This window comes from Stenotrophomonas sp. NY11291 (assembly GCF_023277365.1).
GTDB classification, from domain to species: domain Bacteria; phylum Pseudomonadota; class Gammaproteobacteria; order Xanthomonadales; family Xanthomonadaceae; genus Stenotrophomonas; species Stenotrophomonas geniculata.
Genome location: NZ_CP096975.1, coordinates 2197232 through 2216228, shown reverse-complemented (window position 1 = coordinate 2216228; position 18997 = coordinate 2197232). Strand labels below are relative to the sequence as shown.

13 protein-coding genes are annotated in these 18997 nt (G+C 65.8%); 7 read left to right on the top strand and 6 right to left on the bottom strand.

All coding sequences use genetic code 11. The features are described from left to right. Positions 1–138: 138 nt before the first annotated feature. Positions 139–510: a hypothetical protein gene (locus M1L61_RS10380; RefSeq protein ID WP_043398942.1), complete on the top strand. Its 372-nt coding sequence runs from the start codon at positions 139–141 to the stop codon at positions 508–510. A gap of 140 nt (positions 511–650) precedes the next feature. On the opposite strand, the gene acnB is transcribed toward M1L61_RS10380, so the two are convergent. From acnB to M1L61_RS10365, 3 genes are read right to left on the bottom strand one after another with little or no spacing between them, the layout of a single operon-like run. Further along, a complete protein-coding gene (gene acnB / locus M1L61_RS10375; RefSeq protein WP_019338552.1) occupies positions 651–3242 on the bottom strand; it encodes a bifunctional aconitate hydratase 2/2-methylisocitrate dehydratase in 2592 nt (863 codons plus the stop codon). Between the two features lie 43 nt (positions 3243–3285). Beyond that, positions 3286–3684: a type II toxin-antitoxin system VapC family toxin gene (locus M1L61_RS10370; protein WP_010482492.1), complete on the bottom strand. Its 399-nt coding sequence runs from the start codon at positions 3682–3684 to the stop codon at positions 3286–3288. A gap of 6 nt (positions 3685–3690) precedes the next feature. After that, positions 3691–3915: an AbrB/MazE/SpoVT family DNA-binding domain-containing protein gene (locus tag M1L61_RS10365; RefSeq protein ID WP_005409505.1), complete on the bottom strand. Its 225-nt coding sequence runs from the start codon at positions 3913–3915 to the stop codon at positions 3691–3693. Between the two features lie 301 nt (positions 3916–4216). On the opposite strand from M1L61_RS10365, the gene acnA reads away from it, so the two are divergent. Next, the gene (gene acnA / locus M1L61_RS10360; RefSeq protein WP_248854703.1) at positions 4217–6970 is read left to right on the top strand and encodes an aconitate hydratase AcnA; all 2754 of its coding nucleotides are present in this window, start codon (positions 4217–4219) and stop codon (positions 6968–6970) included. Between the two features lie 230 nt (positions 6971–7200). Here the strand turns inward: acnA and M1L61_RS10355 are convergent, their stop codons facing one another. Together M1L61_RS10355 and M1L61_RS10350 are read right to left on the bottom strand one after the other, a co-directional pair. After that, entirely contained in the window at positions 7201–7644 is a 444-nt protein-coding gene (locus tag M1L61_RS10355; RefSeq protein WP_227200522.1) for a hypothetical protein, read from the bottom strand. 92 nt (positions 7645–7736) lie between these two features. Further along, the gene (locus M1L61_RS10350; RefSeq protein ID WP_049453529.1) at positions 7737–9287 is read right to left on the bottom strand and encodes a BCCT family transporter; all 1551 of its coding nucleotides are present in this window, start codon (positions 9285–9287) and stop codon (positions 7737–7739) included. A 170-nt stretch (positions 9288–9457) separates the two neighbouring features. Here M1L61_RS10350 and betI point away from each other — a divergent pair, with 170 nt between their 5' ends. The 5 genes from betI (at position 9458) to M1L61_RS10325 (ending at position 16260) form a co-directional block, all read left to right on the top strand. Beyond that, entirely contained in the window at positions 9458–10048 is a 591-nt protein-coding gene (gene betI / locus M1L61_RS10345; RefSeq protein ID WP_005409501.1) for a transcriptional regulator BetI, read from the top strand. A gap of 38 nt (positions 10049–10086) precedes the next feature. Then, positions 10087–11559: a betaine-aldehyde dehydrogenase gene (gene betB / locus M1L61_RS10340; RefSeq protein ID WP_019338548.1), complete on the top strand. Its 1473-nt coding sequence runs from the start codon at positions 10087–10089 to the stop codon at positions 11557–11559. Between the two features lie 101 nt (positions 11560–11660). After that, positions 11661–13343, top strand: coding sequence for a choline dehydrogenase (gene betA / locus M1L61_RS10335; protein ID WP_010482497.1), 1683 nt, complete (start codon positions 11661–11663; stop codon positions 13341–13343). Positions 13344–13514: 171 nt separating this feature from the next. Next, a complete protein-coding gene (locus M1L61_RS10330) occupies positions 13515–15191 on the top strand; it encodes a long-chain fatty acid--CoA ligase (RefSeq protein WP_248854702.1) in 1677 nt (558 codons plus the stop codon). 199 nt (positions 15192–15390) lie between these two features. Continuing rightward, positions 15391–16260 carry a crotonase/enoyl-CoA hydratase family protein gene (locus M1L61_RS10325; protein ID WP_019338547.1) on the top strand — a complete coding sequence of 290 codons (870 nt, stop codon included), beginning with the start codon at positions 15391–15393 and terminating at the stop codon, positions 16258–16260. A gap of 12 nt (positions 16261–16272) precedes the next feature. Here M1L61_RS10325 and M1L61_RS10320 read toward each other — a convergent pair whose 3' ends face one another. After that, positions 16273–18996 (bottom strand): response regulator, encoded by a 2724-nt coding sequence (locus M1L61_RS10320; protein WP_099560710.1) that lies wholly within the window; start codon positions 18994–18996, stop codon positions 16273–16275. Position 18997 lies beyond the last annotated feature (1 nt).

The window sequence follows — 18997 nt, the reverse complement described above, 5'->3', positions numbered from 1 at the left end:
AACAGCAGCCAAGCATGGACTCGGCGCTACAGGCCATCAGGCAACAGAAAAAGGCGCCGGTTTTCATCGGGGTTCTTCGTTTCAACGCGTTACCCGCATGTGTGCTTTGATAGCGGTATTGCACAAGGAATGCTGCACATGATCAAAGGCATATGGAAGGCCGCCCTGGCGGCCGTACTGCTTTCATTGCCACTGGCACCCGCCAGCGCCAGTGGCGATCTGTTCTACTTCGAGGCCAAGCAGGGTGATGTGTTCTTCATGCTGATGCTGGTGGGTCGCGAAGACCCCGGCGCGGTAAGCGTCAGCTGGAAAGGCGCGTCGATCCCGCCGTACCCCAACGTGCATCGCCGCTACTACATCGAATTCAACCGTGCAAAGCGCCAGGCCTACGTGCGTCCACTTGACCGTGATGGACTGCCCTGGTTCGAGATGGATGTCTCCGGTAAGCGCGGCAACGTGCTGATCGGCGGCCGTCGGTTGCAGGGCAACGCAGACTGGACCGTGCAATAGCGGATGCAGCAGACAAAAACCCCCGGCTTTCACCGGGGGTTCTTCGTTTCAACGGGAGGCCGGCCAGCGGCCGGCACTACCGTGCATCGTCGGCGCACAAAAAAACCCCCGGCGCGAGCCGGAGGTTTTTCGTTACCTCATCAAGCAGCGACCGTCTTGGCCACGTCCTGGTATTCCTCGATCTGGTCGAAGTTCATGTAGCGGTAGATTTCCGCGCCGCTGGCGGCGATCACGCCCACATCGGCCATGTACTCTTCCTTGGTCGGGATGCGGCCCAGGCGCGAGCAGATCGCGGCCAGTTCCGCCGAACCCAGGTACACGTTGGTGTTGCGGCCCAGGCGGTTCGGGAAGTTGCGGGTCGAGGTCGACATCGCGGTGGAGCCTTCGCGGATCTGCGCCTGGTTGCCCATGCACAGCGAGCAGCCCGGCATTTCCATGCGTGCGCCGGTGGCACCGAAGGTGCCGTACACGCCTTCCTTGGTCAGCTCCGAGGCATCCATCTTGGTCGGCGGGGCCACCCACAGGCGGGTCGGCAGGTCACGCTTGCCTTCCAGCAGCTTCGCAGCGGCACGGAAGTGACCGATGTTGGTCATGCACGAACCGATGAACACTTCGTCGATCTTGGCGCCAGCGACTTCGGACAGGGTCTTCACGTCGTCCGGATCGTTCGGGCAGGCCACGATCGGCTCGTGGATGTCGGCCAGGTCGATCTCGATGACGGCAGCGTATTCGGCGTCCGCATCCGGCTCCAGCAGCTGCGGGTTGGCCAGCCACGCTTCCATCTTCTCGATACGGCGCTGCAACGAACGCGGATCCTGGTAACCCTCGGCAATCATCCACTTCAGCAGCGTGATGTTGCTGGTCAGGTACTCGATGATCGGTTCCTTGTTCAGGCGCACCGAGCAACCGGCGGCCGAACGCTCGGCCGAGGCGTCGGACAGTTCGAACGCCTGCTCGACCTTCAGCTCCGGCAGGCCTTCGATTTCCAGGATACGGCCGGAGAAGATGTTCTTCTTGCCAGCCTTGGCCACGGTCAGCAGGCCGGACTTGATCGCGTACAGCGGGATCGCGTTGACCAGATCACGCAGGGTCACGCCCGGCTGCATCTTGCCCTTGAAGCGCACCAGCACCGACTCCGGCATGTCCAGCGGCATCACGCCGGTGGCCGCGGCGAAGGCGACCAGGCCCGAACCGGCCGGGAACGAAATGCCCACCGGGAAACGGGTGTGCGAGTCACCACCGGTGCCGACGGTATCCGGCAGCAGCATGCGGTTGAGCCAGCTGTGGATCACGCCGTCGCCCGGACGCAGCGAAACGCCGCCACGGGTGGAAATGAACTCCGGCAGGGTGTGGTGGGTCTTTACGTCCACCGGCTTCGGGTAGGCGGCGGTGTGGCAGAACGACTGCATCACCAGGTCGGCCGAGAAGCCCAGGCACGCCAGGTCCTTCAGCTCGTCGCGGGTCATCGGGCCGGTGGTGTCCTGCGAGCCGACCGAGGTCATCTTCGGTTCGCAGTACGTGCCCGGGCGCATGCCCTGGCCTTCCGGCAGGCCACAGGCGCGGCCGACCATCTTCTGCGCCAGCGAGAAGCCCTTGCCGGTGTCGGCCGGCTGCACCGGCAGGCGGAACAGGTCGGTCGGGGCCAGGCCCAGCGCCTCGCGCGCCTTGCCGGTCAGGCCACGGCCGATGATCAGCGGGATGCGGCCACCGGCACGCACTTCGTCGAACAGCACGTCGGACTTGACCTGGAACTCAGCGATCACTTCGCCGTTCTTCAGCGCCTTGCCTTCGTACGGACGCAGCTCGACCACATCGCCGTGCTCCATCTTCGACACGTCCAGCTCGATCGGCAGCGCACCGGCATCTTCCATGGTGTTGTAGAAGATCGGCGCGATCTTGCCGCCCAGGCACACGCCACCGGCGCGCTTGTTCGGGATGTACGGAATGTCATCGCCGGTCCACCACAGCACGCTGTTGGTGGCCGACTTGCGCGAGGAGCCGGTGCCGACCACGTCGCCGACGTAGGCAACCAGGTGGCCCTTGTCCTTCAGCGACAGGATCTGCTGGATCGGGCCGCGCTTGCCGTCTTCTTCCGGGGTGAACGGCGCGTCGTCGCGCTTGTTCTTCAGCATCGCCAGGGCGTGCATCGGGATGTCCGGGCGGGTGGTCGCGTCCGGCGCCGGCGACAGGTCGTCGGTGTTGGTCTCGCCCGGCACCTTGAACACGGTGACGGTCAGGCTCTGCGGCACTTCCGGGTTGCCAGTGAACCACTCGGCATCGGCCCAGCTCTGCAGCACGGCCTGGGCGTTGGCGTTGCCGGCCTTGGCCTTTTCCTGCACGTCGTGGAAGGCGTCGAACACCAGCAGGGTCTTCTTCAGGCCGTTGGCGGCGATGGTGCCGACGCTGGCGTCGTCCAGCAGCTGCACCAGCGGAGCGACGTTGTAACCGCCGAGCATGGTGCCCAGCAGTTCGGTGGCGCGCTCGCGGCTGATCAGCGGGTTCTGCTCGCTGCCCAGCGCGATCGCGGCCAGGTACGAGGCCTTGACCTTGGCGGCGTCATCGACGCCGGCCGGCACGCGGTGGGTCAGCAGGTCGAGCAGGAACTCGGCCTCGCCCTGCGGCGGGTTCTTCAGCAGTTCGATGACATCGGCCGTCTGCTGCGCGCTCAGCGGCAGCGGCGGGATGCCAAGCGCAGCGCGCTCGGCGACGTGGTGGCGGTAGGCTTCCAACATGACAACTCCCGGGTAATGCGTAGGTTGAAATAACAAAGTGGGCTCAGGCGTGCGGCACGATCAGCTTCAGGCCCTTGAAGTAGTCGCGGTAAAACGTGTCGTTCCAGGTGATCAGGCCATCGCACTGCAACAGTGCGTGGGCGCCGACCATGAATTCGTCCAGGCTGCGGCGGCTGCCGCTGCGCTGGCGGTGGCGACGGTGCATCTCGCCGGCGCGCAACGCCGACTTGGCTTCCATCGGGTTGAAGTGCACGCCCATTTCTTCCAGCGCTTCGAGCACCTCGGCGCCGCCGCGCAGCGATGCGCAGACTTCGGCCAGGGTCGCGCCGCAGACCACCACGCGGCCGCCGACCAGGCTCTGCCGGAGGATGGCTTCCACGGCATCGGCCTGCGGGCCATTGCTGAGCAGCTCGACCAGTACCGGTGAATCGACGGCGATCATCACGGCTTATTCCTCGTCGCGCACCGCGCGTACTGCCGCATCGGACGACTCGAAGCCGTCCAGCGCGAACTTGCCGCGCGCCCGTGAAATGGCATCGTCAACACTCTTGCGCAGGATGATACGGCTGCCGTCCAGCTCGACCTTCAGCAGCGTGCCCTTGGTCAGGCCGAGGGCATCACGCACCGCCTTGGGCAGGGTGATCTGTCCACGTTCTGCAACAGTGGCTTCCATCGGTAGGCCCTCCAGAGTATGCACAAATTATACATACTTCCCCGGGCATACTTCCACTCTGAACAGGACCGGCGACCCGCCAGCCCTTGCCTCGCAAAGGATCGGCCACAAACGTGACATACGCCATACACCTTCCCCTGTAGTCTGGAACCGATGCCGCAGGCCGGACCCGGCCCGGGTGAATCCATTCAGTTTCGGGTTCATACTGGAACCTCCGGGGCCACCAGGCCCGCGGCGACCGCAAGCAGGTCCGCCCATGCGCGGGCCACTGCAAGCCATCCGCAAGAAGGAGTTACCCCGCATGAGCGATTCGTTCTCCACCCGCAGCCAACTGAACGTCGGCGGCAAGACCTACGACTACTTCAGCCTGCCCACGCTGGGCCAGCACTTCGACATCTCCCACCTGCCCTACTCGATGAAGATCCTGCTGGAGAACCTGCTCCGGCACGAGGATGGCGGCATCACCGTCGGCAAGGACCACATCGAAGCAGTGGCCCGCTGGAACCCGGCGGCCGAGCCGGACACCGAGATCGCCTTCATGCCGGCGCGCGTGGTCCTGCAGGACTTCACCGGCGTGCCCTGCGTGGTCGACCTGGCCGCGATGCGCGACGCGGTGGTCAAGCTCGGCGGCTCGCCGGAGCAGATCAACCCGCAGATCCCCTCCGAACTGGTCATCGACCACTCGGTGCAGGTCGATGTGTTCGGCAAGCCCGACGCGCTGGACCTTAACGGCAAGATCGAATTCCAGCGCAACCAGGAGCGTTACGGCTTCCTGCGCTGGGGCCAGAAGGCCTTCGATAACTTCAAGGTGGTGCCGCCGAACACCGGCATCGTCCACCAGGTGAACCTGGAGAACCTGGCCCGCGTGGTGATGACCGCGGACAAGGACGGCAAGTCCATCGCCTACCCCGATACCGTGTTCGGCACCGACAGCCACACCACGATGATCAACGGCATCGGCGTGCTCGGCTGGGGCGTGGGCGGCATCGAGGCCGAGGCAGCCATGCTCGGCCAGCCCTCGTCGATGCTGATCCCGCAGGTGGTCGGCTTCAAGCTGACCGGCAAGCTGCCCGAAGGCGCCACCGCCACCGACCTGGTGCTGACCGTCACCCAGATGCTGCGCAAGCTGGGCGTGGTCGGCAAGTTCGTCGAGTTCTACGGCGACGGCCTGCAGCACCTGCCGCTGGCCGACCGCGCCACCATCGGCAACATGGCCCCGGAATACGGCGCCACCTGCGGCATCTTCCCGATCGACAACGAATCGCTGACCTACCTGCGCCTGTCCGGCCGTAGCGAAGAGCAGATCGCACTGGTCGAAGCCTATGCCAAGGCGCAGGGCCTGTGGCACGACGTCAACAGCCCGCATGCGCAGTACAGCACCACGCTGGAACTGGACATGGGCACGGTGAAGCCGTCGCTGGCCGGCCCGAAGCGTCCGCAGGACCGCGTGCTGCTGGAAGACGTGCAGAAGAACTACCGCGAAGCGCTGGTCGGCATGACCGCCAACCGCGACAAGCGCAGCGACGACGTGTCCTCGTTCGTCAACGAAGGCGGCGGCGCCGCAGTCGGCAACGAGCAACTGGCCAAGGGCTTCGCCGACATCGAGATCGAAGGCCGCAAGGTCCGGCTGAAGGATGGTGCGGTGGTCATCGCTGCCATCACCTCCTGCACCAATACCTCCAACCCGGCGGTGATGATCGGTGCCGGCCTGCTCGCGCGCAACGCGGCCGCCAAGGGCCTGAACCGCCAGCCGTGGGTCAAGACCTCGCTCGGCCCAGGCTCGCGCGTGGTCACCGACTACCTGGAAAAGGCTGGCGTACTGAAGGAGCTGGAGAAGATCGGCTTCTACGTGGTCGGCTATGGCTGCACCACCTGCATCGGCAACTCCGGCCCGCTGCCGACCGAAGTCAGCGCCGGCATCGCCACCGGCGATCTGGTGGTGACCTCGGTGCTTTCCGGCAACCGCAACTTCGAGGGCCGCGTGCATCCCGAAGTGAAGATGAACTACCTGGCCAGCCCGCCGCTGGTGGTGGCCTATGCCATCGCCGGCACCACCGACATCGACCTGACCACCCAGCCGCTGGGGACCGGCAGCGATGGCCAACCGGTGTTCCTGCGCGACATCTGGCCGAGCAACAAGGAAATCGGCGATGTCATCGCCGCCACCATCGGCCCGGAGATGTTCAAGCAGAACTACGCCGATGTGTTCAAGGGTGACACCCGCTGGAACACCATCGCCTCGCCGGACGGCAACCTGTACGAGTGGAGCGATGCCTCCACCTACATCAAGAACCCGCCGTACTTCGATGGCATGACCATGCAGACCGGCAGCATCGACGACGTGCACGGCGCACGCGTGATGGGCCTGTTCGGCGACTCGATCACCACCGACCACATCTCCCCGGCCGGCAACATCAAGAAGGACTCGCCGGCGGGCCGCTTCCTGCAGGAACGCGGCGTGCAGCCGGCCGACTTCAACAGCTACGGCAGCCGCCGCGGCAACGATGACGTGATGGTCCGCGGCACCTTCGCCAACATCCGCATCAAGAACCTGATGTTCGGTGGCGAAGAAGGCGGCAACACCCTGTACTACCCCGCCGGCGGCGGTCAGCCGGAGAAGCTGGCGATCTACGATGCGGCCATGAAGTACAAGGCTGACAAGGTGCCGCTGGTGGTGCTGGCCGGCAAGGAATACGGCACCGGCTCGTCGCGCGACTGGGCGGCCAAGGGCACCCTGCTGCTGGGGGTGAAGGCGGTCATCGCCGAAAGCTTCGAGCGCATTCACCGCTCCAACCTGGTCGGCATGGGCGTGCTGCCGCTGCAGTTCCGCAACGGCGAAAACGCGCAGTCGCTGGGCCTGGACGGCTCGGAAGTGATCGACATCACCGGCCTGCAGGACGGCGCCAGCAAGCGCGCCACGGTCACCGCCACCAAGGCCAACGGCACGAAGAAGACCTTCGAGGTGTCGGTGATGCTGCTGACCCCGAAGGAAGTCGAGTACTTCCGCCACGGCGGCCTGCTGCAGTACGTGCTGCGCCAGCTGGCAGGTCGCTGAGCCTTCCCCCGGTACCAACGGGCGGAAGCCCGGCCCCCGCGCCAGCGCGGGGGCGCTGCGGAGACGCGCGAACCAGTGGTTCGCAATCGCGCCTCCTCGCCCACCACGGCGGCCTGCTGCAGTACGTGCTGCGCCAGCTGGCAGCCAAGTAGAGTCGAGCTCGCTCTACTGCGACCACCTGCATTACCCAGACGGCCGGATCCAAGGATCCGGCCGTCTGCTTTACACGCTCAAGGTCGCACACCAAAGAGATGCCACGGGGCATTCTGGAGCGGACCATGGGCATCCAGGAAGCCCAGCCCCTCTTCCCAGGCGGTGTGTCCATCGGGTGCGTCGACGTTGACGACCTGCACCACCATCACGCCTCCAGCATGCAGCACGTCCTCGGTGCGATAGCAGACCGCGCCGCGGCCTTCGCCATACAGGTTGGACTGGAAGCCCGGCGGGCACTGCACACTGGTCACCTCGTAGCCACTGACTACTGCGCTGTACCTGCTGTTCGTGTGGATCGAGTAGGCAGCCAGCCCGCCCGCATGCGGAGCCAGTTGCAGGCGTACCGGCGCGGTTTCGCCCAGCGCCAGCACCGGGAAATCAAGCTGCACCGGAGGTGCGGCCAACGCCGCAGGCAGGCAGGAAAGGGACAACAGTAAAGAAAGACCCAGCGTGCGAATCATCACTCGACTCCAGCAGCGAAATGTCGAGCGATGATTGCAGCCGGCAGGCGCAGCTGTCTTTCAGACAACAACGAAATCGCGACCTCCTGACCTCAGCGCCGCGGCGCGTCCGGGTCGGTACGCAGCGCCTTCAGCAGGCCCCACATGTAGAACGCCAGGGTGAACGAGAACGGCAGGCCGCACAGCACCACTGCGGTCTGCATCGCACTGAAGTTGCCGGCCAGCAGCAGGCCGACGCTGGCCACGGTGATGCCGGCCGCCCAGAACACGCGCAGCCAGATCGGTGCGTCGTGACCGTCCTCGACGCCGTCATCGACACGACGGGTGCACAGATTGGCGATCATCAGCGTGCCCGAATCGACCGGGGTCAGGAACAGCACGAAACCGATCACCACCGCGGCACCGGCTACATACGGCGCGGCGGGCAGGTATTCCAGCAGCTTGAACAGCGTCATCGCCGCATCGTGCTGGGCCACCTCACCCAGGATCGCCTGGCCATGGTTGAGCACCAGGTCGATGGCGGTGTTGCCGAAGATCGACAGCCAGGCCAGGGTGAAGCCGAGCGGGATCAGCAGCACGCCCATGATCACTTCACGGATGGTGCGGCCACGCGAGATGCGCGCCACGAAAAGGCCGACAAACGGCGCCCAGGCGATCCACCAGGCCCAGTAGAACAGCGTCCACGAACCCATCCACTCACGGCCCTTCGGGTCGTTGAGGTACATGTCGAAGCTCTTGCGCACGAACGCGCCGAGGTAGTCGCCGGTGTTCTGGATCAGGCCGTCGAACAGGTGCAGGGTCGGGCCGGTGACCAGCACGAACAGCAGCAGACCGCACAGCAGACGCACGTTGAGGTTGGAGAGCCAGGCAATGCCCTTTTCCACGCCAGCCACCACACCGATGGTGGCCACCACCATCATCACCAGCACGATCGCCACCAGCACCTGCGGCGTATCCGGGATGTGGAACAGATAGACCAGGCCGGACTGCACCACCAGCGCACCGATGCCGAGGTTGGTCACCATCGAGATCAGCGTAGCCAGGATACCGAAGCCATCCACCATGTCGCCGATGCGGCCATGGATGCGCTCACCGAAGATCGGGTACAGCGCCGAGCGCAACGCCAGCGGCAGGTCGCGGCGGTAGGCGAAGTAGCCCAGCGCCACGCCGACCAGCGCGTACAGCGCCCAGCCGTGCAGGCCCCAGTGCAGGAAGGTCAGCACCATCGCCTCGCGGCCGGCGGCCACGGTGCCGCCGGGCTGCCCGGGCGGATTGAGGAAATGGTCCAGCGGTTCGTAGGCACCGTAGTACAGCAGCGCGATGCCGATGCCGGCCGAGAACAGCATCGACACCCATGCGACGTAGCCGAAGGCCGGTGATTCCTCGTTGTGGCCCAGGCGGATGCGGCCATACGGCGAGAACGCCAGCCACAGCACGAAGCCGAGGCACAGCACGATCAGCAGCATGTACCACCAGCCGAACGCGGCCGACACTTCGGCCTGCGCCCATTGCAGCCAGTGCTCGCTGCCTTCGGGATAGAGAACGGTGAGCAGCCCGAGGATGCCGATCGACACCGAGGAACTGAAGAACACAAAACGGTTCAAGCGCAGGGGCGAACGCTTGGGATGAGCCAGGGAAGACATGGGGTCGTCTCATCAAGTCCGAGGGAGCACATGGGCGGGGCCGGACCGGTAAACCGGGCCCATGGCGTGGGGCGCGAGCGCATCCTAGGGTTTATTGATTGAACGTTCAATCAATAAAAAGCATAATGGCGGGCAGCCCGATCCTTCGGGTCGCAATCCGTGGAGAGACAATGCCGAAGAAAGGCGTGGAACCGGTACGGCGCGAGCAGCTGATCCGGGCCACTTTCCAGACCATCGACGAGATCGGCATGGCCGATGCGACCGTCGCCACCATCGCGAAGAAGGCCGGGCTGTCCAGCGGCATCGTCGCCCACTACTTCGGCGACAAGGACGGCCTGCTCAATGCTGCAATGCGGCAGATCCTGCGCGAACTGAAGGACGCGGTCGCCCGCTACCGGGCCGACGCCAGCGACGACCCGCGCGAGCAGCTGCGCGCCATCGTCGATGGCAACTTCGACGACAGCCAGATCAACGGCACCGCCATGCGCGTCTGGCTCACCTTCTGGGCCGCGAGCATGCACCAGCCGGAACTGGCCCGGCTGCAGCGCGCCAACGACCAGCGCCTGTTCTCGAACCTGTGCCACCAGTTCAACCGCCTGCTGCCCCACCCGCAGGCCCGCCTGGCCGCCCGCGGCCTGGCCGCGATGATTGACGGCCTGTGGCTGCGCGGCAGCCTGGTCGGCGGCCAGTTCAATGCCGAGAAGTCCCGGCGCATCGCTTACGGCTATATCGACTTCCAGTTGCAGGCTGTCGCGCTATAAGCGCTTCAGCACCCGCCCCCTTCCAAGGAGTACGCCCCATGACCACCCTGCCCGTCCAACAGCTCTACATCCACGGCCAGCGCGTCGATGCCACCAGCGGCAAGACCTTCAAGACCATCAACCCGGCCACCGGCGAGGTGATCGCTGAAGTGCAGGTCGCCAGCCAGACCGACGTCGAGCGTGCCGTGCAGAGCGCAGCCGAAGGCCAGAAGGTGTGGGCCGCGATGACGGCCATGGAGCGTTCGCGCATCCTGCGCCGTGCCGTCGAGCTCCTGCGCGAGCGCAACGACGAACTGGCCCACCTGGAAACCCTGGACACCGGCAAGGCGCTGGCCGAAACCACCACCGTGGACATCGTCACCGGCGCCGACGTGGTCGAGTACTACGCCGGCCTGGCCACCGCCATCGAAGGCATCCAGCTGCCGCTGCGCGAATCGAGCTTCTTCTACACCCGCCGCGAGCCGCTGGGCGTGGTCGCCGGCATCGGTGCTTGGAACTACCCGATCCAGATCGCCATGTGGAAGTCGGCCCCGGCCCTCGCCGCCGGCAACGCAATGGTGTTCAAGCCCTCCGAAGTCACCCCGTTGACCGCGATCCGGCTGGCCGAGATCTACACCGAAGCCGGCGTGCCGGCCGGTGTGTTCAACGTCGTGCAGGGCCCGGGCCGCGAGATCGGCCAGTGGCTGACCGAGCACCCGGTGATCGAGAAGATCTCCTTCACCGGCGGCGTCGCCACCGGCAAGAAGGTCATGGCCAGCGCCGCGTCCTCGTCGCTGAAGGAAGTGACCATGGAGCTGGGCGGCAAGTCGCCGCTGGTGATCTGCGATGACGCCGATCTGGACCGTGCCGCCGACATCGCGGTGATGGCCAACTTCTTCAGCTCCGGCCAGGTCTGCACCAACGGTACCCGCGTGTTCGTGCCGCGCAGCATGCTGGCCGCGTTCGAAGCCGCTGTTGTCGAGCGCGTCAAGCGCATCCGCATCGGCGACCCGATGGCCGCCGAGACCAACTTCGGCCCGCTGACCAGCTTCCCGCACATGGAAAACGTGCTGCGCTACATCGAAAGCGGCAAGACCGAAGGCGCCCGCCTGCTGACCGGCGGCGGCCGCGCCACCGAAGGCGCGCTGGCCAATGGCGCCTACGTGCTGCCGACCGTGTTCTCCGACTGCCGCGATGACATGACCATCGTCAAGGAAGAGATCTTCGGGCCGGTGATGAGCATCCTCGCCTACGACGACGAGGACGAAGTGGTGCGCCGCGCCAACGACACCACCTTCGGCCTGGCCGCCGGCGTGGTCAGCAAGGACGTCAGCCGCGCCCACCGCATCATCCACCGCCTGGAAGCCGGCATCTGCTGGATCAACACCTGGGGCGAATCGCCGGCCGAAATGCCGGTCGGCGGCTACAAGGAATCCGGCGTCGGCCGCGAGAACGGCATCTCCACCCTCGGCCACTACACCCGCATCAAGTCGGTGCAGGTCGAGCTGGGCGACTACGCCAGCGTGTTCTGACCGGCGCGCGCTGCGCGCGCCCCATCGTCCGGCCATCGTGCCGATCCGACATTCCGCCGGGACGCGTGCATGCAGCGCGCCCCGGCCTGCAGGAGACACCCATGAGCACCCATAACGAGTACGACTACATCATCATCGGCGCCGGTTCGGCCGGCAACGTGCTGGCCACCCGCCTCACCGAAGATGCCGATGTCAGCGTGCTGCTGCTGGAAGCCGGTGGCCCGGACTACCGGCTCGACTTCCGTACCCAGATGCCGGCGGCACTGGCCTTCCCGCTGCAGGGCAAGCGCTACAACTGGGCGTACAAGACCGATCCCGAGCCCTTCATGAACAACCGCCGCATGGACTGCGGCCGCGGCAAGGGCCTGGGCGGCTCGTCGCTGATCAACGGCATGTGCTACATCCGCGGCAACGCGATGGACTACGACAACTGGGCCAGCATGCCGGGCCTGGAAGACTGGACCTACCTGGACTGCCTGCCCTACTTCCGCAAGGCCGAAACCCGCGACATCGGCCCCAATGACTACCACGGTGGCGACGGCCCGCTGCGCGTGACCACGCCGAAGGCCGGCAACAACGAGCTGTTCGCGGCGATGGTCGAAGCCGGCGTGCAGGCTGGCTATCCGCGCACCGACGACCTCAACGGCTACCAGCAGGAAGGCTTCGGCCCGATGGACCGCACGGTGACCCCGAAGGGCCGTCGCTCCAGCACTGCCCGCGGCTACCTGGACCTGGCCAAGCCGCGTCCGAACCTGACCATCGTCACCCACGCGCTGACCGACCGCATCCTGTTCTCGGGCAAGCGTGCGGTGGGCGTGCAGTGGCTGCACAACGACCAGCCGCAGCGTGCCACCGCCCGCCGCGAAGTACTGCTGTGCGGCGGCGCCATCGCCTCGCCGCAGATCCTGCAGCGCTCGGGCGTCGGCCCGGCCGACCTGCTGCGCAGCCTGGACATCGACCTGGTGCACCACCTGCCAGGCGTCGGCGCCAACCTGCAGGATCACCTGGAGATGTACCTGCAGTACGAATGCAAGAAGCCGGTGTCGCTGGCGCCGGCACTGAAGCTGTACAACCAGCCGGCGATCGGTGCCGAGTGGCTGTTCCTGGGCACCGGCATCGGCGCCAGCAACCAGTTCGAGGCCGGTGGCTTCATCCGCAGCGATGCCGAATTCGACTGGCCGAACCTGCAGTACCACTTCCTGCCGGTGGCGATCAATTACAACGGCTCCAACCCGATCAAGGCGCACAGCTTCCAGATGCACGTCGGTTCGATGCGCTCGCCCAGCCGCGGCCGCATCCATGTGCGTTCGAAGGATCCGCGCGAACATCCGAGCATCCTGTTCAACTACATGTCGCACGAGCAGGACTGGCGTGAGTTCCGCGCGGCGATCCGCATCACCCGCGAGATCTTCGCGCAGCCGGCGCTGGCACCGTACAGCGGCCGCGAGATCTCGCCGGGCAGCGCGCTGCAGACCGACGCGCAGATCGACGCATTCGTGCGCGAGCATGCCGAGACCGCCTACCACCCGTCGTGCTCGAACAAGATGGGCCATGCCGATGACCCGATGGCGGTGGTCGATGGCCAGGGCCGCGTGCACGGCCTGGAAGGCCTGCGCATCGTCGATGCCTCGATCATGCCGCAGGTGGTGACCGGCAACCTCAACGCGCCGACCATCATGATGGCCGAGAAGCTGGCCGACGTGATCCGCGGCCGCACCCCGCTGGCCCGCAGCACCGCGCCGTACTACAAGGCCAACGGCGCACCGGTGCGCAAGCAGGGCTGACGCAAGCGGCCCGATCGAGCGCAGATGCCGGCCAGCGGCCGGCACTACCCAGCAAAGAGGCCCTTCGGGGCCTCTTCGCGTTTTCCCTACGGCGGGGTATGCTGCAATGAACGGCCATTGTCGCTACGCTCAGGGCCGAACCTAATACATCACGATTCCTGGAGGGGGAATATGAGTCTGGATCGTCCCTGGCTGCAGAGCTATCCGAAAGGCGTTCCCGCCGAAATCGACGTCAACGAATTCCATTCGGTCGCCTCGGTCTTCGACGCTTCCGTCGCGAAATTCCGCGACCGTCCCGCCTACTCCAGCTTCGGCAAGGTCCTCACCTATGGTGAGACGGATGCGCTGGTCACCCAGTTCGCCGCCTACCTGCTGGGTGAGCTCAAGCTCAAGAAGGGTGACCGCGTCGCCCTGATGATGCCCAACTGCCTGCAGTACCCGGTGGCCACCTTCGGCGTGCTGCGCGCCGGACTGACCGTGGTCAACGTCAACCCGCTGTACACCGCGCGCGAACTCAAGCACCAGCTGGTCGACGCGGGCGTCAGTGCGCTGGTGGTGGTCGACAACTTCGGCGACACCGTCGAGCAGGTCATCGCCGACACGCCGGTCAGGCACGTGGTCACCACCGGCCTGGGCGACCTGCTCGGCGCCAAGGGCGCGATCGTCAACTTCGTGCTGAAGTACGTCAAGAAGATGGTACCCAACTACCACATCAAGGGCGCCGTCCGCTTCAAGCAGGCGCTCAAGCTGGGCAGCCGCCACGCGCTTCCGCCGGTCGAGATCGACCACGACGACATCGCCTTCCTGCAGTACACCGGTGGTACCACCGGCGTGGCCAAGGGTGCGATGCTGACCAACCGCAACGTGATCGCCAACATGCAGCAAGCGTCGGCGTGGCTGTCCACCTCGGGCATCGAGCCGGGCAAGGAAGTGATCATCACCGCCCTGCCGCTGTACCACATCTTCGCGCTGACCGCGAACGGCCTGGTCTTCATGAAGTTCGGTGGCTGCAATCACCTGATCACCAACCCGCGCGACATGAAGGGCTTCGTCAAGGAGCTCAAGGGCACCCGCTTCACTGCCATCACCGGCGTCAACACGCTGTTCAACGGCCTGCTCAACACCCCGGGCTTCGACGAGATCGACTTCTCTTCGGTCAAGTTCACTCTGGGCGGCGGCATGGCGGTGCAACGTGCCGTGGCCGAACGCTGGAAGAAGGTCACCGGCGTGACCCTGGTCGAAGCCTACGGCCTGACCGAGACCTCGCCGGCAGCCTGCATCAACCCGCTCACCCTGCCCGAGTACAACGGCGCCATTGGCCTGCCGATCCCGTCCACCGATGCCTGCATCAAGGACGACAACGGCAATATCCTGGCGCTGGGCGAAGTGGGCGAGCTGTGCATCAAGGGCCCGCAGGTGATGAAGGGCTACTGGCAGCGGCCGGAAGAAACCGCCACCGCCATCGACGCCGACGGCTGGCTGCACACCGGCGACATGGCGAAGATGGACGAAAAGGGCTTCTTCTACATCGTGGACCGCAAGAAGGACATGATCCTGGTGTCCGGCTTCAACGTGTACCCGAATGAGGTTGAAGACGTCATCGCGATGATGCCGGGCGTGCTGGAAGTCGCCGCCGTCGGTGTCCCGGACGAGAAGTCCGGCGAAGTGGTCAAGGTCGTGATCGTGAAGAAGGACCCGAACCTGACCGCGGAAATGGTCAAGGAACATGCACGGGCAAACCTGACCGGTTACAAGCACCCCAGAATCGTAGAATTCCGAAAAGAGCTGCCGAAGACCAATGTCGGCAAGATTCTCCGTCGCGAGCTGCGTGATACGCCCGCCCAGTAAGGGTTTCCGGGCAACGGGACAATACAGGGACCCCGCCGGAGACGGCGGGGTCTTTCTGTTACCGGAACATGGCCGGTACAGCGCTTGCGGGCGGTTCACGACGGGTGCATAGAATCAGTCGCCGCCGCACGTTCAGCCCGCCCCCTCACTCCTCTCCGTCCGCTCTGCGGTTGGCCGGACGGTCACACGGAGAACTCCCATGTCCGCAGTACGCCCCATCATCACCCGCCCCTCGCAGCACCCTACCCTGCGTATCACCGAGGAGCCCGAGCGGGATGTCTACTGGATCCACATGCACGCCAACCTGGTCAACCAGCCAGGCCGGCCGTGCTTCGCCTCGCGCCTGGTCGATGACATCGTCGACTACCAGCGCGACTTGGGCGACCGCCTCAGCGCCTCGCACGCCCTGTCACCCCATGTCGTTCTTGCCTCGGACAGCGACGTGTTCAACCTGGGGGGCGACCTCGAACTGTTCTGCCGCCTGATCCGCGAAGGCGACCGCGCCCGCCTGCTCGACTATGCCCAGCGCTGCGTGCGCGGCGTGCATGCCTTCCATGCCGGCCTGGGCACCCGTGCCCACAGCATCGCCCTGGTCCAGGGCAATGCACTGGGTGGCGGCTTCGAGGCCGCACTCAGCTGCCACACCATCGTCGCCGAGGAAGGCGTGCTGATGGGCCTGCCGGAGGTGCTGTTCGACCTGTTCCCGGGCATGGGCGCCTACTCCTTCCTGTGCCAGCGGATCAGCCCGCGCCTGGCCGAGAAGATCATGCTGGAAGGCAACCTCTACACCGCCAGCCAGCTGAAGGAGATGGGCCTGGTCGACATCGTGGTGCCGGCGGGCGAAGGCGTTGCTGCGGTCGAACAGGTGATCAAGGAAAGCCGACGCATTCCGCACGCATGGGCAGCGATGCGTGAGGTCAACGAGATCGCCACCATGGTGCCGCTGCATGAAATGATGCGGATCACCGAGATCTGGGTGGACACCGCCATGCAGCTCGGCGAGAAGTCCCTGCGCACCATGGATCGGCTGGTACGGGCGCAGGCCCGGCGCAATGGCGACCCGGCCTGAGCGTCTGGCGGGTCAGGACGGGCTGCGCTCGCTGTCGTCGCGGTGCGGTGCCCCCGCGCCACGGGCAGCCAACGCATTCCTGCCGTTGCGCAGGGCGGTCGCCAGGCTGCCGAGGCGGGCGCTCCATTCACCCTTCAGCTGCCAGTCCGCCATGCGCATGATTTCGCCACTGGAGGCGGCAACCTGGACAAGCCCCAGGTTGCTCGCCACACCGCGCAGCGCGTGTGCGTGCTCGCGGAAATCCTCCCAGGCCTGGCGCTCGCCGCAGCCCTGCAGCTGGCCCATGCTCGCGTCGACGTCCGCCAGGCATTGGTCGATGAACTTGCGTTCGAAGCCATCGCCCATGCCCAGCGACGCCAGCTCGTCCAGTACTGCGGTATCGAGCACGCCATCGCCGACCGGCAATGCCGGCACCGACTGGATGCCGGATTCGGCGCGGGTGTTGGCGGCGACATCGGCCAGCACTTCAAGCAGGCGGGTGGCCACCACGGGCTTGGCAAGGAAGGCGCGGGCACCGGCCTGCTCGCAACGCAGGATGGACTCGGGGGTGACGTCCGCGCTCAGCACCATGACTGGAACGTAAGGCATGCCACTGGCCTGCATCACCCGCAATTGCTTGAGCAGGTCCAGTCCGCTCATGCCGGGCATGTGCAGGTCGACGATCGCTGCGTCGTAACTGGCCTGCTCCAACGCATCCAGCACTTCGGCGCCGCCATTGACGCAGGTGACCTTGTGGCCGGCCTTCTCCAGCAACCGCTGCAGCACCATGCGGTTGGCTTCGTGGTCGTCGGCCACCAGAACCCGCAGGCTGCGCACCCGTGCACGATGGCGCAGGAAGGGATTGGAAAACGCGATGACATTCCCAGCTTCAGCCACCTCGGACGGAACCGCCGGGGCTGATGAGGTGTCTGCGACGTCCAGCGTGATCTCGACCCAGAACACGCTGCCGCGCGGGCTGTTCGGCGCATAGCCGACCTGCCCGCCCATCGACTCGACCAGGCCCTTGGCAATGGCCGTGCCCAGACCGGTGCCTTCATGGCGACGGGCCAGGCCGACATCGCCCTGCTCGAAGGCATTGAACAGGCGCCCGCGCAACGCCATCGGCACGCCGATGCCGGTATCGACGATCTCGAATCGCAGGCGCATCCGCTCGCTGCCCAGCGCATCGGGGCTGGACACGCGCAGATGCACGTAGCCGCTGTCGGTGAACTTGACCGCGTTGCCCATCAGGTTCAGCAGGATCTGCTGCAGATGCCCGGCATCACCCAGCAGGCGCGGCGGCACGTTGTCGTCCACCTGCACGCGATAGTCCAGCGATTTGGAGCGGGTCTGCGGGGTGAGGATCAGGTTGATCGCCTGCAGCACATCGGCCAGCGCGAACTCGTGCCACTCCACGCGCACCTTGCCGGCTTCGATCGCGGAGATGTCCAGCACTTCTTCCACCAGCGCCAGCAGGCTGCGCGTCGAGGCCTGGATGGTGTTCAGGCACTCGCGCTGTTCATCGTCCAGGCGGGTGGTGGCCAGCACCTCGGTCATGCCGGCCAGCCCGTTCAACGGCGTGCGGAATTCATGGCTCATGTTGGCCAGGAAGCGGCTCTTGGCTTCATTGGCCTGGCGCGCCTCGGCCACCGCCCGGGTCAAGGCATGCAGCAGCGAATCGAAGTACAGCGGAATCGCGCCCAGGCCCAGCAGCAGGCCCCAGCCCAGATAGTCGTGGCCGCGCCAGTATGGCGACAGCATCACCGTGCACAGGAAGGCCAGGCAGCCCATGGCAGTGGCCACGCGCAGGTAGGTGCTGCCGTAGCGCATGCCGTTGCCGATCGTGACCCACAGCATCACCGCATACAGCGGTGCCGCCGGCTCGCCCTGGATCGTCATGATCCAGGCCATGCAGGTGTAGTCGGTCAGCATGCCGATCACCCTGCGCACATGCGACACACCCGGATTGACCAGGATCGCGGTCAGCAGGCCGGCGGAAATGGTCAGCTCGAAGGCGAGGATCAGCCACGTCGTCGTCAGCGCTTCACCGCCACCGCTCAGCGAACGCCAGCCGAGATAGCTGATGAACAGCGCCGTGATGATGATGCGGATCAGGTTCTGCGCGTGCTCGCTGTCCTCGCGCCCGGACAGGCGCTGCTTGAAGCGGGCCAGCAGCGAGCGCTTGTCGGAGCCAGCGGCGGGCGTCGTATCCATGGTCGGATGTCGCATCCTTCGGCGCAGCAGGGAGGAGCAGCACAACGGTACTGCCAGCAACCCCAACCACAGGGAAATGGCCAGGCCCAGATTGGCCTGCCAGTAAGGGGTCAACAGCACGGTGGTGCCGAAACTGACCATCGCCAGCACGATGGCAGCGGCCAGGTAGCGCGGCCCGAAGCGCAGGCCGTTGCCCACCGTGACCCACATCACCACCGCGTACACCCACGCCAGCGGCTCGCCCATCTGGATCATGCCGACCGCGATCAGGCCGTAATCGGCCAGCATCCCGGCCACCCGCCGCGGGTCCGAGCGCTCAGGCTTCCACAGCAGCCAACCGCACAGCAGTAGCGACAGGCCCAGCCCGGTCAGCACCGTTGCCAGCACGCCCTGGTACTGGTCCAGCCGGTGCAGGCGGGCACCGGACAACAGTACATAGACCAGGATCAGCGAGATCAGCACCACCCGCACGATCGCCTGGCCATGTTCCGAATCCGGACGCTGCGCCAGCCGACGCCTCACGCGTGCGAACAGGTCCTGCATG

Bases quoted from the DNA above. Each gene is read 5' to 3' on its own strand.
- betI (WP_005409501.1), top strand. From the start codon at position 9,458: ATGCCGAAGAAAGGCGTGGAACCGGTACGGCGCGAGCAGCTGATCCGG.
- M1L61_RS10325 (WP_019338547.1), top strand. From the start codon at position 15,391: ATGTCCGCAGTACGCCCCATCATCACCCGCCCCTCGCAGCACCCTACC.
- M1L61_RS10355 (WP_227200522.1), bottom strand. From the start codon at position 7,644: ATGATTCGCACGCTGGGTCTTTCTTTACTGTTGTCCCTTTCCTGCCTG.
- M1L61_RS10370 (WP_010482492.1), bottom strand. From the start codon at position 3,684: ATGATCGCCGTCGATTCACCGGTACTGGTCGAGCTGCTCAGCAATGGC.
- M1L61_RS10320 (WP_099560710.1), bottom strand. From the start codon at position 18,996: ATGCAGGACCTGTTCGCACGCGTGAGGCGTCGGCTGGCGCAGCGTCCG.
- acnA (WP_248854703.1), top strand. From the start codon at position 4,217: ATGAGCGATTCGTTCTCCACCCGCAGCCAACTGAACGTCGGCGGCAAG.
- M1L61_RS10365 (WP_005409505.1), bottom strand. From the start codon at position 3,915: ATGGAAGCCACTGTTGCAGAACGTGGACAGATCACCCTGCCCAAGGCG.
- M1L61_RS10350 (WP_049453529.1), bottom strand. From the start codon at position 9,287: ATGTCTTCCCTGGCTCATCCCAAGCGTTCGCCCCTGCGCTTGAACCGT.
- M1L61_RS10380 (WP_043398942.1), top strand. From the start codon at position 139: ATGATCAAAGGCATATGGAAGGCCGCCCTGGCGGCCGTACTGCTTTCA.
- acnB (WP_019338552.1), bottom strand. From the start codon at position 3,242: ATGTTGGAAGCCTACCGCCACCACGTCGCCGAGCGCGCTGCGCTTGGC.
- betA (WP_010482497.1), top strand. From the start codon at position 11,661: ATGAGCACCCATAACGAGTACGACTACATCATCATCGGCGCCGGTTCG.
- M1L61_RS10330 (WP_248854702.1), top strand. From the start codon at position 13,515: ATGAGTCTGGATCGTCCCTGGCTGCAGAGCTATCCGAAAGGCGTTCCC.
- betB (WP_019338548.1), top strand. From the start codon at position 10,087: ATGACCACCCTGCCCGTCCAACAGCTCTACATCCACGGCCAGCGCGTC.